12 protein-coding genes are annotated in these 15,364 nt (G+C 72.5%); 4 read left to right on the top strand and 8 right to left on the bottom strand.

Annotated features, from left to right (window positions below):
• Positions 1-6 precede the first annotated feature (6 nt).
• A complete protein-coding gene (locus AB0881_RS03470; RefSeq protein ID WP_366613858.1) occupies positions 7-1,260 on the top strand; it encodes an ABC transporter ATP-binding protein in 1,254 nt (417 codons plus the stop codon).
• On the opposite strand, the gene AB0881_RS03465 is transcribed toward AB0881_RS03470, so the two are convergent.
• Complete coding sequence (locus AB0881_RS03465; RefSeq protein ID WP_366613857.1) at positions 1,241-1,651, bottom strand: MerR family transcriptional regulator; 411 nt, start codon at positions 1,649-1,651, stop codon at positions 1,241-1,243. The genes AB0881_RS03470 and AB0881_RS03465 overlap by 20 nt on opposite strands.
• Before the next feature lie 165 nt (positions 1,652-1,816).
• Between AB0881_RS03465 and AB0881_RS03460 the strand changes: the two genes are divergently transcribed.
• On the top strand, positions 1,817-2,692 hold the full coding sequence (locus AB0881_RS03460) for an LLM class F420-dependent oxidoreductase (protein ID WP_366613856.1): 876 nt from the start codon (positions 1,817-1,819) through the stop codon (positions 2,690-2,692).
• A 52-nt stretch (positions 2,693-2,744) separates the two neighbouring features.
• On the opposite strand, the gene AB0881_RS03455 is transcribed toward AB0881_RS03460, so the two are convergent.
• A complete protein-coding gene (locus tag AB0881_RS03455; RefSeq protein ID WP_366613855.1) occupies positions 2,745-3,407 on the bottom strand; it encodes a DUF305 domain-containing protein in 663 nt (220 codons plus the stop codon).
• Between the two features lie 215 nt (positions 3,408-3,622).
• Between AB0881_RS03455 and AB0881_RS03450 the strand changes: the two genes are divergently transcribed.
• Positions 3,623-5,017: a hypothetical protein gene (locus tag AB0881_RS03450; protein ID WP_366613854.1), complete on the top strand. Its 1,395-nt coding sequence runs from the start codon at positions 3,623-3,625 to the stop codon at positions 5,015-5,017.
• A gap of 117 nt (positions 5,018-5,134) precedes the next feature.
• On the opposite strand, the gene AB0881_RS03445 is transcribed toward AB0881_RS03450, so the two are convergent.
• The 6 genes from AB0881_RS03445 to ppdK all read right to left on the bottom strand — a co-directional run bounded on the left by AB0881_RS03445 (position 5,135) and on the right by ppdK (position 13,156).
• Positions 5,135-5,599, bottom strand: a complete 465-nt coding sequence (locus AB0881_RS03445; RefSeq protein WP_366613853.1) for a GtrA family protein — start codon at positions 5,597-5,599, stop codon at positions 5,135-5,137.
• A gap of 58 nt (positions 5,600-5,657) precedes the next feature.
• Positions 5,658-6,857: an MFS transporter gene (locus tag AB0881_RS03440; protein ID WP_366613852.1), complete on the bottom strand. Its 1,200-nt coding sequence runs from the start codon at positions 6,855-6,857 to the stop codon at positions 5,658-5,660.
• 48 nt (positions 6,858-6,905) lie between these two features.
• The gene (locus AB0881_RS03435) at positions 6,906-8,132 is read right to left on the bottom strand and encodes an FAD-dependent oxidoreductase (RefSeq protein WP_366613851.1); all 1,227 of its coding nucleotides are present in this window, start codon (positions 8,130-8,132) and stop codon (positions 6,906-6,908) included.
• Between the two features lie 156 nt (positions 8,133-8,288).
• Entirely contained in the window at positions 8,289-9,539 is a 1,251-nt protein-coding gene (locus tag AB0881_RS03430; protein WP_366613850.1) for a deoxyguanosinetriphosphate triphosphohydrolase, read from the bottom strand.
• 49 nt (positions 9,540-9,588) lie between these two features.
• The gene (locus AB0881_RS03425; protein ID WP_366613849.1) at positions 9,589-10,338 is read right to left on the bottom strand and encodes a YdcF family protein; all 750 of its coding nucleotides are present in this window, start codon (positions 10,336-10,338) and stop codon (positions 9,589-9,591) included.
• Between the two features lie 145 nt (positions 10,339-10,483).
• A complete protein-coding gene (gene ppdK, locus AB0881_RS03420; RefSeq protein WP_366613848.1) occupies positions 10,484-13,156 on the bottom strand; it encodes a pyruvate, phosphate dikinase in 2,673 nt (890 codons plus the stop codon).
• A 299-nt stretch (positions 13,157-13,455) separates the two neighbouring features.
• Here ppdK and AB0881_RS03415 point away from each other — a divergent pair, with 299 nt between their 5' ends.
• On the top strand, positions 13,456-15,342 hold the full coding sequence (locus AB0881_RS03415) for a glycoside hydrolase family 15 protein (protein ID WP_366613847.1): 1,887 nt from the start codon (positions 13,456-13,458) through the stop codon (positions 15,340-15,342).
• The last annotated feature ends 22 nt before the right edge of the window (positions 15,343-15,364 follow it).

The raw sequence follows: 15,364 nt of genomic DNA, 5'->3' as shown, positions 1-15,364 counted from the left end.
GCCCCGATGACGGATGTCGTGCTCGACGGTGTCGGCAAGGTGTACCCCGGCGGCCAGCACGCCGTCCGCGACGTGCGGCTGCGGATCGCCGACGGCGAGCTGTTCGTGCTGCTCGGGCCGTCCGGCTGCGGCAAGTCGACGATCCTGCGGATGATCGCCGGGCTGGAGGAGGCGACGTCCGGCGAGCTGCGGCTGAACGGCGGCGTCGCCAACGACCTGTCGCCCCGCGAGCGCAACGTCGCGATGGTCTTCCAGGACGGCGCCCTCTACCCGCACCGCACGGTCGCGGGGAACATGATGTTCCCGCTGGAGGTGGCCGGCGGCGACCGGGCCGAGGCGCGCGAGCGGGTCGCGGAGCTGTCCCGGGCGCTCGGCCTCGGCCCGATGGCCGACCGGCTGCCGCGCACGCTGTCGGGCGGCCAGCGGCAGCGCGCCGCGATCGGCCGGGCGCTGATCCGCGAGCCGTCGCTGTTCCTGATGGACGAGCCGCTGTCGAGCCTGGACGCCGGGCTGCGCACCGAGCTGCGGCTGGAGATCGCGGCGCTGGTGCGCACCACCGGCACCACGACCGTGTACGTCACGCACGACCAGGTCGAGGCGATGACGATGGCCGACCGGATCGCGGTGCTGCGCGACGGGGTGCTGGAGGACGTCGGCACGCCCGAGCAGATCTACCGCGACCCGGCCACGGTGTTCGTGGCGGCGTTCCTCAGCTCGCCGCCGATCAATCTGCTCCAGGCGACCGCGTGGGCCGTCCAGGACGAGGGCGTGGTGCTCGACTTCGGCGCGCGGCGGCTGACCGTGCCGTGGAACGATCCCCGGTCGCCGCGGCTCATCAGCCACCACGGCGGGCCGGTGATCGTGGGCGTCCGCCCGGACGCGCTGGCCTGGACGGCCGTGGAGGCGCCGGGCCGCACACTCGCCGGGCAGGTGCGCGCGGTGGAGTTCCACGGGCACGAGTGGCTCGCGTACGCCGACGCGGGGATCCCCGCGGTCGACCCGAACGAGGTCGGCCGCCCCGCGCCCGCCCCGGAGCCGGTCCCGGCGTCAGGGGGGCGGCTGCGCGGGCTGCTGCGGCGCGCGGAGCGCCCCGCGCCCGAGCCCGCCGAGCACGAGGGGCATCACCGCAGGTCGCACCTCGTCTTCCGGACCGGTACGGAACGTCCGGCGCGCGGCGAGGAGGTGCTGCTGGAGGTCGACCTGGAGCGGATGCTGCTGTTCGGCCCCGACGGCCGCCGCATCACGTCCGCGCGGCGCTGACACGGGCGCCGGCCACGGCCCCGGCCCCTGTCCCGGCCCGCCCCCGGTAGAGGTCGATCTTCCACTTGATCTGCCCCTGCTGCGAGCGCAGGCGGGCGATCTGATCCTCGACCCGGCGGTCGTGCTCCTGGAGCAGCTCGATCCGCTCGCGCAGGGTCGCCTCGCCGCCGCGGACCAGTTCGGAGTAGCGCAGCATCTCGGCGATCGGCATGCCGGTCTCGCGCAGGCAGCGCAGCATCCCGAGCCAGGCCAGGTCGTCGTCGCTGAACACGCGGCGGCCCGAGGCGTCGCGCGCGATCCGCGCCAGCAGCCCGATCTTCTCGTAGTAGCGCAGGGTGTCGATGCTGAAGCCGCTCTTCTCGGCCGTCTCTGCTGGGGAGTAGGAGCTCACGCCCTCCAGCCTCGCACCTGGAGCGCACTCCAGGTCAATGCCCGGCGCGGGCCGTCCCGGTTCGGCCGCCGTTCCGCGGGAAGGCCGGGCTTGACCTGGAGCGCGCTCCAGCTCGCAGAGTGGAGCCGCACACCCGTCCCGCCTCTCGCGGAGGAACCAACGCACATGCGCATCGGACTGCAGATACCCAGCTTCACCTTCTCCGGCGGACCGGAGCGGATCGGCCCCGAGTTCGGGCGGATGGCACGCGACGCCGACCAGGCGGGGCTGCGCTCGCTCTGGGTGATGGACCACTTCTTCCAGATCTCCATGGTCGGCCCGCCCGAGGAGCCCATGCTGGAGGGCTACTCGGCGCTGGCGTACGCGGCGGCGCGGACCGAGCGGATCACGCTCGGCACGCTGGTCACCGGCGTGACGTACCGGCATCCCGGCATCCTGGTCAAGACCGTCACCACGCTGGACGTGCTGTCGGGCGGGCGGGCCTGGCTGGGCATCGGCGCCGCCTGGAACGAGGAGGAGTCGCGCGGGCTGGGCGTCGCGTTCCCGCCGACCGCGGAGCGGTTCGAGCGGCTGGAGGAGACGCTCCAGATCGCCCACCGGATGTGGAAGGGCGACGAGAGCCCGTACGAGGGCCGGCACTACCGGCTGGAGCGGCCGCTGGACTCGCCGGCCCCCGTCCGGCGGCCGCACCCGCCGGTGCTGATCGGCGGGACGGGGGAGAAGAAGACGCTGCGGTTCGTGGCGAAGTACGCCGACGCCTGCAACATCTTCGACTCCGACGAGCTGCCCCGGAAGCTGGAGGTGCTGCGGGAGCACTGCGAGCGCGAGGGCCGCGACTACGGCGAGATCGAGAAGACCTCGCTGACCACCTTCGCGGACGGCCGCGCGCCGTCGGTGGACCAGGCGGTGGACACCGTGGGCAGGCTCGCCGAGGCGGGCGTCGACCACGTGATCTGGTCGCAGGGCACCGGGCAGGACCTGGCCGGGCCGCTGGGCGAGGCGCTGGCGCAGACCGAGAAGATCGTCCCGGCCGGGCGCTGACCCGCCCGCGCTCCGCCGTCCGGAGCGGCAGGCCGGCGCGGCCGGCCGGGGCTCACTCGGCGAGCAGGGCGCGCATCCGGTTGATCTCGGCCTGCTGGCCGGACTGGACGTCCCGCGCCAGCTCCTGGACGACCACGTCCGTACCCTTGTCCAGCGCGCCCTCGGCCATGGTCAGCGCGCCCTGGTGGTGCGTGATCATGAGGGTCAGGAAGAGCCGGTCGAACTCGGCGCCGCGGGCGGCCTTCAGCCGCGCCATCTGCTCGGGCGTGGCCATGCCCGGCATCCCGGCGTGATCGCCCGCCCCGGCCGAGGGCTTGCCGTGGGCGCCGTGCCCGCCGTGGCCGGAGGTGGACGCGCGCCCGTTCCGCCCGAGCCAGGCCCGCATGGCCCCGATCTCGGCGCCCTGGCCGGCCTTGATCCGTTCCGCCAGCGACTTGACCTGCGCGCTCTTGGCCTGGCCGGGCGCCAGCACGGACATCTCCAGCGCCTGCTGATGGTGCGGGATCATCATCTCCACGAACCGGATCTCGGCCTCGGTCGGCGGCGCCGGGGTGGCCGGCCCCTTCACGGCGGTCTTGTTCGGCTCGCCCGGGCGGCCCGGCTGGAGCACGGTGGCGCTCGGCGCCGCCTTGCCCTCCGGCTCGCCGCTGCACCCGGCCAGCACCCCCATGACCAGCACGGGCGCCATCGCCGCCGCCCAGATCCGCTGCCGCATCCGTCCTCCCGCCCCTCGGCTACGGCGACGGTATCCACCGGACGTGCTACCCGAAAAGGGGTGCAGATCTCAAGACGCTCACAGATGTGTTCAGACCTATCCAAGCGGGACGTTTTTCTTCATACTCCGGATGATCTATGCCATGGCTACCGATGGCATCGGCGAAGGAGTGCAGAGTGGCACGATTCCCTGGACGAAGAACCACGCGCAGGACCTTGCTGGGCACACTCTCGGCAGCGGTCCTGGCGATCTCCACCGTCCTGGTCGCCCCGGCGGCCTCGGCCGACATCCCCGGCAAGGACGAGATCGCCAAGACTCCCAACATGCACCACCTGGCGAACATCCCCAAGCAGGGGCCGCTGCAGGGAGTCAACAACTACGGCTCCGACTGGGCGTTCAAGGGCAAGTACGCGTTCGGCGGCAACTACGCGGGCTTCACGATCTACGACATCAGCCGGCCGCACTCGCCCAAGGTCGTCAGCGTCGTGAGCTGTCCCGGACCGCAGAACGACGTGACGATCTCCGGGAACCTGCTGTTCCTGTCGACCGACTCGTCGATGAGCGATGACTCCTGCCAGGCCGTGCCGAAGCCGGCCACGGACAAGACCGCCTGGGAGGGCATCAAGATCTTCGACATCAGCGACGTGCGCAACCCGCGCTACGTCAAGGCCGTCGAGACCAAGTGCGGCTCGCACACCAACACGCTCGTCCCGGGCAAGCGCGGCACCGCGTACATCTACGTGTCCTCGTACCGCCCGAGCAGCACCTACCCGGACTGCCAGCCGCCGCACGACCTGATCTCGATCATCAAGGTCCCGCTGAAGAACCCGCAGGCCGCGGCCGTCGTGGGTGAGCCGAACCTGTTCCCGGACGGCGGCAACCCCGGTGACCCGCCCGGCACCCCCTGGCCGAACGGCACCTCCGAGACCTCGGGCTGCCACGACCTGACGTCCTACCCGGACAAGGACCTGATGGCCGGCGCCTGCATGGGCGACGGGGTGCTCTTCGACATCTCGGACCCGGAGAGACCGCGCACCATCACCAGCGTCCGGGACGACGAGAACTTCGCGTTCTGGCACTCGGCGACGTTCAACAACAGCGCCAAGAAGATCGTCTTCACCGACGAGCTCGGCGGCGGCGGCGCGGCCACCTGCAACGCCGAGGTCGGCCCCGAGAAGGGCGCCAACGCGATCTACGACATCGTCGGCAAGGGCTCCAAGCGCAAGCTGGAGTTCCGCAGCTACTACAAGATCCCGCGGCCCAACGCCGAGACCGAGAACTGCGTCGCCCACAACGGCTCGCTGATCCCGGTCAAGGGCAAGGACATCATGGTGCAGGCCTGGTACCAGGGCGGCGTCTCGGTGTGGGACTTCACCGACTCGCGCCGGCCTAAGGAGATCGGCTGGTTCGAGCGGGGGCCGTTCTCCGACACCCTGCTGATCGGCGGTTCGTGGTCGGCGTACTACTACAACGGCTACATCTACTCCAACGACATCCAGAAGGGCCTGGACGTCCTGCAGATCAAGGACAGGCGCACCGACAAGGGCGCCCGCGTGCGGCTCGACGAGCTGAACGCCCAGGCACAGCCCGACTACTTCGACCGCCGCTGACCGCGACGGCCTGAACGGTCACCGGCCCCGGCGGTACGCGACCCCGCGTACCGCCGGGGCCTCCGTTCTCCCGCCGCTCTCTCACACCGCTCTCACGCCGCTGTCACGCGGCCGCGTTCAGGCGGCGGCCGCCGGCGTGAACACCCACTTGCGGTACGACCAGTACCGCCACGCCGACCCGAGCGCCAGCCCCACCAGCAGGCCCGCGTTGTACGCGACCTTCCCCTGCAGGCCGAGGGTGTAGAAGACGAAGCCGGTGCACAGCACCTGGATCGCCATCCCGACGCCGTTCAGCCCGACGAAGAGCAGCAGCTCCCGGCCCGAGCCCTCGCTGTCGCGGTGGCTGAACGTCCAGTGCCGGTTGAGCAGGTACGAGGTCAGCGTGGAGGCGATCGTCGGGACGACCACGCTGGTCAGCGGCCCGCCGCCGAGCCAGTGCCGCAGCAGGTTGGCGCCGCCGATGGTGATCACCGTGCCGAGGAACCCGACGCACCCGAACGTGAGCAGCTCGCGCACGAACGCGCGGCGCGGAAGGGCGGCCGGTGCCGTCTCGACCGGCGCCGACCGCTGCAGGATGCTCACGCGCCGAGACCTTACCCGAGCCGTCCGGCCGCCGGCGCCACGACCTCCGCGAAGACCGTCAGCCGGGCGCCGACTGCGCCGCCGATACCGCCCCGGCGACCGCCACGATCGCCGCGGCCAGCGCCACCGGCACCGCCAGCGCCCACGCCAGCCCGACCCCCTGCGCCACGAACCCGATCACCGGAGGGCCGCCCAGCAGGCCGAGGTAGCCGACCGCCGTCACCCGGGAGATCCCCGCCGCGGCCGGGATGCCCGGCAGGTTGCCCGCCGCGCTGAAGGTGACCGGCGCCACCGGCGCCACGCCCAGCCCGAACAGCGTGAAACCGGCCACGGCGGCGGCCGGATGCCCGGCCGCCAGCCCCAGCCCGAGCCCCAGCGCGGCGATCAGCGACCCGGCCCGCAGCACCGGGACGGGCCCGAACCGCGCCACCACCCGGTCCCCCGCCAGCCGCCCGGCCGCCATCGCCACCGCGCAGCCCGCGTAGCCGAGGCCCGCCACGCCCGGCCCGGTGTGCAGCGTCTCCCGCAGGTAGACCGCGCTCCAGTCGGCCATCGCGCCCTCCCCCACGAACGAGCACAGCCCGATGACGCCCAGCAGCGCCAGCGTCCATCGCCCGGCCCGCACCCTGGGCGCCGCCGTCGCGCCCGCGCCCGCCGGATCCGGCACCGGCTCGGGCTCGGCGTCCGCGGAACGGTCCAGCAGCCCCCGGCAGCCGAGGAACAGCGCCGCGACCAGGACGGCGGCGGCCGCCCCCAGATGCGCCGCCACCGGCACGCCCAGATGCGCCGCGGCCGCCCCGGCCAGCGCCGCGGCGAGCGTCCCGACGCTGTACGCGCCGTGCATGCCCGACATCAGCGGGCGGCCGTACCCGCGCTCGACGGCCACGCCCTGGGCGTTCATGGCCACGTCCATCAGCCCCAGCGAGCCGCCCAGCAGCACCAGCGAGCAGGTCAGCGCGCCGAGGTTCCACGCCAGCCCGAGCGGGACCAGCGACAGCGCGCCCGCCGCCCCGGCCGCCAGCGTCACCGCCCGGCTCCCCCACCGCGCGACCGCCCACCGCGCGAACCGCACGGCCAGGACCACGCCGACCGGCGCGCCCAGCAGCGCCACCCCGAGCGCCCCCTCGCTCAGCCCCAGCTCCCGCTTGATCTGCGGGATCCGCGCCACCCACGCGGCCCCGATCAGCCCGTGCACGACGAACGCCACGGTCACCGCGGTCCGCGCCCGCCCCAGTACGTTGATCGTCTCCGTCGCCACCCGGCCGACCCTACGTGCCGGGAAGCGGGACGATCACTTGCCCGGAGGCTAGATCAGGTCGCCCAGAGGGATCTTCGGATCGGCCAGGCGGGCCGGGTCCGCCGGCTCGCCGGAGCGGATCAGCGCCTGGAGGTCGCCGGTCACGTCCCACACGTTGACGTTCATCCCGGCGACCACCCGGCCGCCGGCCAGCCAGAACGCGATGAACTCCAGGCCGTCCACGTCACCGCGGAAGACCACGTCGTCGTACTCGCCCGGCGCGGCCACGCCCGACAGCTCCATGCCCAGCTCGTACTGGTCGGTGAAGAAGTACGGCACCCGGTCGTAGCTCACGTCCCGGCCCAGCATCGCGCGGGCGGCGGCCGGGCCCGCGTTGAGCGCGTTCGCCCAGTGCTCCACCCTGATCCGGCGGCCGAGGAGCGGATGGTACGCGCTGGCCACGTCACCCGCCGCGTAGATCGCCGGATCGGAGGTGCGCAGCGAGGCGTCCACCAGGATCCCGTCCGAGACCTCCAGCCCGGCCTCCTCGGCCAGCGCCGTGTTCGGCCGCACCCCGATCCCGACGATCACCACGTCCGCCGGGATCTCCGCCCCGCCCGAGGTCACCACCGCCGACACCTGCCCGGCGCCCCAGAACCCGGCCACGCCCTGGTCCAGCCGCAGGTCCACGCCGTGCCGCCGGTGCAGGTCGGCGAACAGCCCGCCGACCTCCGGGCCGACCGAGGAGTGCAGCGGGGTCGGCTCCGGCTCGATCACCGTCACGTCGTTGCCGTACGTGCGGGCCGCCGCCGCCGTCTCCAGCCCGATCCAGCCCGCCCCGGCCACCACCACCCGCCGCCCGCCGTGCGACAGCGCCTCGCGCAGCTCCGCCGCGTCGGCCATCGACCGCAGGTAGTGGATGCCCTGCAGCTTCGAGCCCGGCACGTCCAGCCGGCGCGGCGAGGCCCCGGTCGCCAGCAGCAGCCGGTCGTAGGTCACCGGCTCGCCGGTGGACAGCCGGATCTCCCGCTGCTCGCGGCCGATGCCGGTGGCCTTCACGCCGAGGCGCAGCTCGACGCCGTTGGCCTCGTACCAGTCGGCGTCGTGGACGTGCGCCTTCTCCCTGGGCTCCTTGCCGAGCAGGAACCCCTTCGACAGCGGGGGCCGCTCGTACGGCCGCTCGATCTCCTCCCCGACGAGCAGGACCCGCCCGTCGAAGCCCTCCGCGCGCAGCGTCTCCGCCGCCTTCGCGCCCGCCAGGCTCGCGCCGACGATGACGAACGTCTCCTGGGACATGGCGACCTCCTGAGGGTGCGCACGCTTTGGGCGTCGTTCCTGTATCCCTACAGCGGCGTCATTACCAAGACAAGGCCCGCCTATCGCCACCCGCGGGCATGAACTGCGCCACCCCGCGGCCAAGATTTCCCGGTAGGGCCGCGTCCCCGGACGACCCTAGCCGCCGCGGAGGGCCCGGTGCCGCTCGATCGCCGAGGTGTCGGTGAGGGAGGCGATCTGGTCGACGACCGCGCGCAGCCTGGCCGCGTCGTCGGCGGCGTCCACGAACGCGGGACGGAACAGCGGGTCCAGCGTGCCGGGCGCGCCCGCCAGCATCAGCTCGGCCAGCTCCAGGATCAGCTCCCGCTGCCGGGCCCGGGTCTCCTCGTGGCTGATCCAGACGTAGTGCGCGGTCACGCCCTTGAGGAGCGCGCACTCCAGCCGCTGCGCGCGCGGCACGATCAGGTCCGCGGCGTACCGGGTGAGCGGACGGTCGCCGTGCGCCTCGCGGGTGGCGTCCTCGGCGGCCAGGCAGAACCGGCCGATCAGCGTGCTGGTGAGGTTCTTCAGCGCGGCCAGCGTGCGCGGGGTGCCGTCGTAGCGGTCGGGCCAGTACGGCTCGGCCAGCAGCGCCGCGAACCGCTCCTCCAGCTCGGCCGGGGTCGCGTCGTCGCAGTACAGCTTCATCGTGGTGTCCGCGACCAGCCGCCGCTCGGCCGGATCGGCCAGCCGGCCGAAGTCGACGTGCCCGGCGACCAGGGCGTCCTCCAGGTCGTGGACGGAGTAGGCGACGTCGTCGCTCCAGTCCATGACCTGCGCCTCGAAGCACGTCCGGGTGCCGGCGGCGCCCTCGCGGACCCATGCAGCCACGTCCGCGTCGTCCTGGTAGACGCCGAATTTCCCGTTCACTGCGCCGGCCTGCGGCCACGGGTACTTCATCGCCGCGTCGAGCGCCGCGCGGGTGAGGTTGAGGCCGACGCCCCGCCCGTACAGCGGCGGGCCCGCCGGCGCGAACGACTTGGGCTCCAGCCGGGTCAGCACGCGCAGGCTCTGCGCGTTGCCCTCGAAGCCGCCGCAGGGCTGCGCGACCGCGTCCAGCGCGACCTCGCCGTTGTGGCCGAACGGCGGGTGCCCGATGTCGTGCGACAGGCACGCCGTCTCGACCAGGTCGGGGTCGCAGCCGAGCGCCTTGCCCAGCTCGCGGCCGACCTGGGCGCACTCCAGCGAGTGGGTGAGCCGGGTGCGCAGGCTCTGCACGCTGCCCGGGGCGTCCGCGCCCGGCGAGGCGACCTGGGTCTTGGCGGCCAGCCGGCGCAGCGCCGCGCTGTGCAGCACCCGGGCCCGGTCGCGCTCGAACGCGGTGCGGTCGCGCCGCTTGGGCGCCTCGGGGGCCCAGCGCTCCCGGTCGCGGTCCGAATAGTCCGTCATCGTGCCCAGCGTATGCGCGCGGGCCCCTGTGCAGGTGGATTCGCCATGGCTAGGGGGTGGCGGTCTGCGACGGGACCGTCTTGATCGTCTCGCTGGGCGCCCGGACGCTCTTGCCGAGCAGCACGTACGACAGGTAGCCGCCGGTCTCCCGCACGATGTACTGGAGCTGCGTCTCCCGGGTCTGGACGCTCGGGCCGCTGCGGGTCGGCGAGGCGGCCGCCTCGATCCCCTGGTCCTCGGCCATCTTCTTCGACCGCAGCCCGTGCCAGGGGTCGGTCACGATGATCCCCGACTTCCAGCCCAGCTGGTCGAACCGCCGTCCGACCGCCCGCATGCTCTCCAGCGTGTCGGCGCCCTCCGGCACGGCGACGACCTTCGCGGCCGGGACGCGGCCCCGTTCGATCAGCCAGGTGCGGCCGGCGGCGGCCTCGGTGAAGTTGTCGCCCTCCTGCTTGCCGCCGACGGTCACGATCGCCTTGGCGGTGCCCTTGCGGTAGAGGTCGAGGGCGTGCTGGAGCCGCCACTGGAGCGTGGGCGAGGGCCGGCCGTTGTACTGGGCGGCGCCGAGCACGATGATCGCGTCCGACTTGGGGCGCTCGTCCTGGCGCGCCTGGTACCAGACCCGCCAGGCCACGGTCAGCGGCGTCAGCACGACGAACGCCAGCAGGCCGAGCACCACGATGAGGCTGATCGAGAACCAGCGCGGCCGGCGGCGGCGCCCGTCCGTGCGGGACCCGCCGGGCTCCTCGCGGCCCGGCTCGTCCCCCTGCGGCGGGTCGTCCCGCCCTGTATCCGGCAACTCTGTTCCCGGCGGCTCGAATTCCAACGTCATCGCACTCGACACGTCAGGTTAGACGGCCCGGCGGCCACCGGCGGTTCGCGCCGGTGGCCACCGGTTTCACATCACAGTCTGGCCGGAACGGGACAGGTGTAACCGGCCGGTCTCAGTCGGCGATCGCGGCGCGGCCCGCCTCCAGCCGCGCCACCGGGATCCGGAACGGCGAGCACGAGACGTAGTCGAGCCCGGCCTCGTGGCAGAAGTGCACCGAGTCGGGGTCGCCGCCGTGCTCCCCGCAGATGCCGAGCTTCAGCTCCGGCCGGGTCCGCCGGCCCTCCTCCACCGCGATCCTGATCAGCCGGCCGACGCCCTCGCGGTCCAGCGTCTCGAACGGCGACACCCCGAAGATCCCCAGCTCCAGGTAGCGGGAGAAGAACGCCGCCTCCACGTCGTCCCGGGAGAAGCCCCAGGTCGTCTGGGTGAGGTCGTTGGTGCCGAACGAGAAGAACTCGGCCGCCTCGGCGATCTGGCCCGCGGTCAGCGCCGCCCGGGGCAGCTCGATCATGGTGCCGACGAGCGCCGGGACGTCCACGCCCGTGGCCGCCGCGACCTCCGCCAGGATCTCCCTGGCCTCGTCGCGGACCGCCTCCAGCTCCTGGACGGCCCCCACGAGCGGGATCATGATCTCCGGACGCGGGTCGCCGCCGGCCCGCCGCCGCTCGGCCGCGGCCTCGGCGATCGCCCGTACCTGCATGGAGAAAAGTCCCGGGATGACCAAACCCAGCCGCACGCCGCGCAGTCCCAGCATAGGGTTCTGCTCGTGCAGGCGCCGGACCGCCTCCAGCAGCCGGCGGTCCTGCGGATCGGCGCCGTCACCGGCGAGGGCGACCTTGACCGAGAGCTCGGTCATGTCGGGGAGGAATTCGTGCAGCGGCGGGTCGATCAGCCGGATCGTGACCGGCAGTCCGTCCATCGCCTCGAAGATGCCCTCGAAGTCGCTCTTCTGGAGGGGCTCCAGCGCGTCGAGCGCGGCCTGCCGCTCCGCGTCCCCGTCGGCCAGGATCAGCTTCTCCACCAGCTGCCGCCGGTCGCCGAGGAACATGTGCTCCGTCCGGCACAGCCCGATGCCCTGCGCGCCGAACCGGCGCGCCCGCGCGGAGTCCTCGGCGTTGTCGGCGTTCGCCCGCACCTTCAGCGCGGCCCGCTCGTCGGCGTGCTTCATGATCCGGTGCACGGCCTGGACGAGCTCGCCGCCGTCGGAGGCCCGCAGCCGGCCCTCGAAGTACTGCACGACCGGCGAGTCCTCGACCGGGACCTCGCCGAGGTAGACGAGGCCGCTGCTGCCGTCGATGGAGACGACGTCGCCCTCGTTCACCACCACGCCGCCGGGCGCGGTGAACCGGCCCCCCTTGACGTCCACGTCCAGCTCCTCGGCGCCGCAGACGCAGGTCTTGCCCATGCCGCGGGCGACCACGGCGGCGTGCGAGGTCTTGCCGCCGCGGGAGGTGAGCACCCCGCGGGCGGCGTACATGCCGGCCAGGTCGTCGGGGTTGGTCTCGCGGCGGACGAGGATCACGTCCTCGCCGTTCGCGGCGGCCGCCACGGCCGCCTCGGAGGTGAAGACGGCCTTGCCGACGGCGGCGCCGGGCGAGGCGTTCATGCCCTTGGTGAGCTTGCGAGCGTCGGCGAGCCGGGCCTCGTCGAAGCGCGGGAACATCAGCTGGGCGAGCTGGTCGCCGGTGACCCGGGACGCGGCCTCGTCGGCGTCGATCAGCCCCTGGTCGAGCAGCTGGCAGGCGATCCGGAACGCGGCGGCGGCGGTGCGCTTGCCGACCCGGGTCTGGAGCATCCACAGCCTGCCGCGCTCGATCGTGAACTCGATGTCGCACATGTCGAGGTAGTGGTTCTCCAGCGTCTCCATGATCTCGAGCAGCCGGTCGTAGGACGCCTTGTCGATCCGCTCCAGCTCGGTCAGCGGGACGGTGTTGCGGATGCCGGCGACGACGTCCTCGCCCTGGGCGTTCTGCAGGTAGTCGCCGTAGATGCCCTGCTGGCCGGACGCGGGGTCGCGGGTGAACGCCACGCCGGTGCCCGAGTCCATGCCGAGGTTGCCGAACACCATCGAGCAGATGTTCACGGCGGTGCCCAGGTCGACCGGGATGCGCTCCTGGCGGCGGTAGAGGATCGCCCGGTCGGCGTTCCACGAGTCGAAGACGGCCTTGATCGCCAGGTCCATCTGCTCGCGCGGGTCGGTCGGGAAGTCCCGCCCGGCGTGCTCGCGGACGATGCCCTTGAACCGGTCCACCAGGGCGCGGAAGTCCGCCGCGTCCAGGTCGCCGTCGTCCTTGGTGCCCTTGGCCTCCTTCGCGGCCTCGATGGCGTCCTCGAACAGGTCGCCCTCGATGTCCAGCACGGTCTTGCCGAACATCTGGATCAGGCGCCGGTACGAGTCCCAGGCGAACCGCTCGTCGCCCGACTGCGCGGCCAGGCCGTGCACGGACTCATCGTTGAGCCCGATGTTGAGGACGGTCTCCATCATGCCGGGCATGCTGAACTTGGCGCCCGACCGTACGCTGACGAGGAGGGGGTCGCCGGGCTCGCCCAGGCGCTTGCCCATCCGCTCCTCCAGCGCCGCCAGGTGCGCGTTCACCTCGGCGCCCAGGCCTTCAGGGAAGGACCCGTGCTCCAGGTAGTGCCGGCAGGCCTCGGTGGTGATCGTGAATCCCGGCGGTACCGGGAGACCGAGGTTGGTCATCTCGGCCAGGTTGGCGCCCTTGCCCCCCAGCAGGTCCTTGAGGTCCTTGTTCCCCTCAGTGAAGTCGAACACGAACTTCGGCACGGGGTGCTCCTTAACGCTCCGATTCCACCCGGAAACAAGGCCGCGGTGGTCGGCCGCCGCCCTGTTGGCCGGGACTGTACCCGCGAAGCCGAGCTTCGTTCGGCGCCCTATGGGCCGTACGGTGTCATCGCAGGTCAGAGCCCATGTACTGGTCTATTCCAATATGGACATACAAGACAGATTGCATGAGAAACACCCCTGTCACCCGGGTCACCGGCCGGTCATCCGCCGGAAACCCCGCCGTGACGTGGCGTACCCACTGCGATCGAGAGGGAATGATGGAACGAGGAGGTGAGGCTGTGAGGCCGAAGGTCGCCGGTGGCCGTGCGGGAGACCCGTTCGCCCCGATCGCCGATTTCGGGTTCCTGTCGGACTGCGAGACCACCGCACTGGTGGCCCCGAGCGGCAACATCGAGTGGATGTGCCTGCCGAAGATGGACTCGCCGAGCGTGTTCGGGTCGATCCTGGACCGCGACGCCGGCTACTTCCGGGTGGGCCCGGCCGGCGTCGAGGTGCCCGCGGCGCAGCGCTACATCCCCGGGACCATGGTCATGGAGACCACCTGGTGGGTGCACGGCGGCTGGCTGGTGGTGACCGACGCCCTGCTGATGGGGCCCTGGCACCACGAGACCGAGCGGTCCCACACGCACCGCCGGGCCCCCACCGACTACGACGCCGACCACGTGCTGCTGCGCATGGTGCGGTGCGTGAACGGCCAGGTCCAGGTGCGGCTCGACTGCATGCCGGTGTTCGACTACGGCCAGACCCCGGCCCGCTGGGAGCACACCGGCGCCGGCTACCACGAGGCCGTGGCCCGCGGGAACGGCGTCAACCTGCGCCTGACCACCGACATGAACGTCGGCTTCGAGGGTTCGCTGGCCACGTCCCGCACCCTGCTCAAGCAGGGCGACTCCCGCTTCGTGGCCCTGTCCTGGAGCGAGCACGAGCCGCCCGGCACCTGGGCCGAGGCGCAGGAGCGGCTGGTCTGGACCGTCCACCACTGGCAGCACTGGCTCGACCGCGGCCGCTTCCCGGACCACCCCTGGCGCAGCCACCTGCAGCGCAGCGCCCTCACCCTCAAGGGCCTCACGTACGCCCCCACCGGCGCCGTGGCCGCCGCCGCGACCACGTCCCTGCCGGAGACGCCCGGCGGCGACCGCAACTGGGACTACCGCTACACGTGGATCCGCGACTCCACGATGGCGCTGTGGGCGTTCTACACCCTGGGGTACGACTGGGAGGCCAACGACTTCTTCTACTTCATCACCGACGTGGCCGAGGCCGCCGAGGGCAAGCTCCAGATCATGTACGGCCTGGACGGCCGCGAGGAGCTGCCCGAGTCGACCCTCGACCATCTCAGCGGCTACGACGACGCCCGCCCGGTCCGGATCGGCAACGAGGCGTACATGCAGGCCCAGCACGACGTCTGGGGCGCGATCATCGGCTCCATCTACATGTTCGTGCGCAAGCGCGACCGGCTGGACGACCGGCTCTGGAAGATCGTGGTCAAGCAGGTGGAGGACGCGCTGGCCAACTGGCGCACCCCCGACTGCGGCATGTGGGAGGTGCGCGGCGAGCCGCAGCACTTCACCTCGTCGAAGATGTTCTGCTGGGTGGCCGCCGACCGCGGCGCCCGGCTGGCCCGCATCCGCGGCGACCAGGACCGCGCCCGCCGCTGGCAGGCGGCCGCCGACGAGATCCACGCCGACGTGCTGGCCAACGCCCTCGACGAGCGCGGCGTCTTCACCGCCCACTACGGCGCCACCGCCCTGGACGCCTCGGCCCTGCTGATCCCGCTGCTGGGCTTCCTCCCGGCCGACGACAAGCGCGTCCGCGAGACCGTCCTGGCCATCGCCGACGAGCTGTCCGAGGACGACCTCGTCCTGCGCTACCGCGCGAGCGAGACCGACGACGGCTTCCAGTCGGAGGAGGGCACGTTCACCATCTGCTCGTTCTGGCTGGTGAGCACCCTGGTGATGATCGGCGAGTTGGAGCGCGCCCGCGCGCTCTGCGAGAAGCTCCTCTCGTACGCCAGCCCCCTCCAGCTGTACGCCGAGGAGATCGACCCCCACACCGGCCGCCACCTGGGCAACTTCCCCCAGGCGTTCACCCACCTGGCCCTGATCAACGCGGTCATGCAAGTGATCAACGCCGAACAGGACGAGCACCAGCCCCCACTCGCCTGAGGCGCACCGGCGCCGAGGGCGA

This window comes from Spirillospora sp. NPDC029432 (genome assembly GCF_040703975.1).
Lineage (GTDB): Bacteria > Actinomycetota > Actinomycetes > Streptosporangiales > Streptosporangiaceae > Spirillospora.
The sequence above is the reverse complement of the archived record's forward strand: the minus strand, read 5'-3'. Positions and strand labels throughout refer to the sequence as shown.

What these genes read in the sequence shown, in the direction of transcription:
- AB0881_RS03460 (WP_366613856.1), top strand. Translation starts at nt 1,817, where the DNA reads ATGCGCATCGGACTGCAGATACCCAGCTTCACCTTCTCCGGCGGACCG.
- AB0881_RS03430 (WP_366613850.1), bottom strand. Translation starts at nt 9,539, where the DNA reads ATGACGGACTATTCGGACCGCGACCGGGAGCGCTGGGCCCCCGAGGCG.
- AB0881_RS03435 (WP_366613851.1), bottom strand. Translation starts at nt 8,132, where the DNA reads ATGTCCCAGGAGACGTTCGTCATCGTCGGCGCGAGCCTGGCGGGCGCG.
- AB0881_RS03455 (WP_366613855.1), bottom strand. Translation starts at nt 3,407, where the DNA reads ATGCGGCAGCGGATCTGGGCGGCGGCGATGGCGCCCGTGCTGGTCATG.
- AB0881_RS03470 (WP_366613858.1), top strand. Translation starts at nt 7, where the DNA reads ATGACGGATGTCGTGCTCGACGGTGTCGGCAAGGTGTACCCCGGCGGC.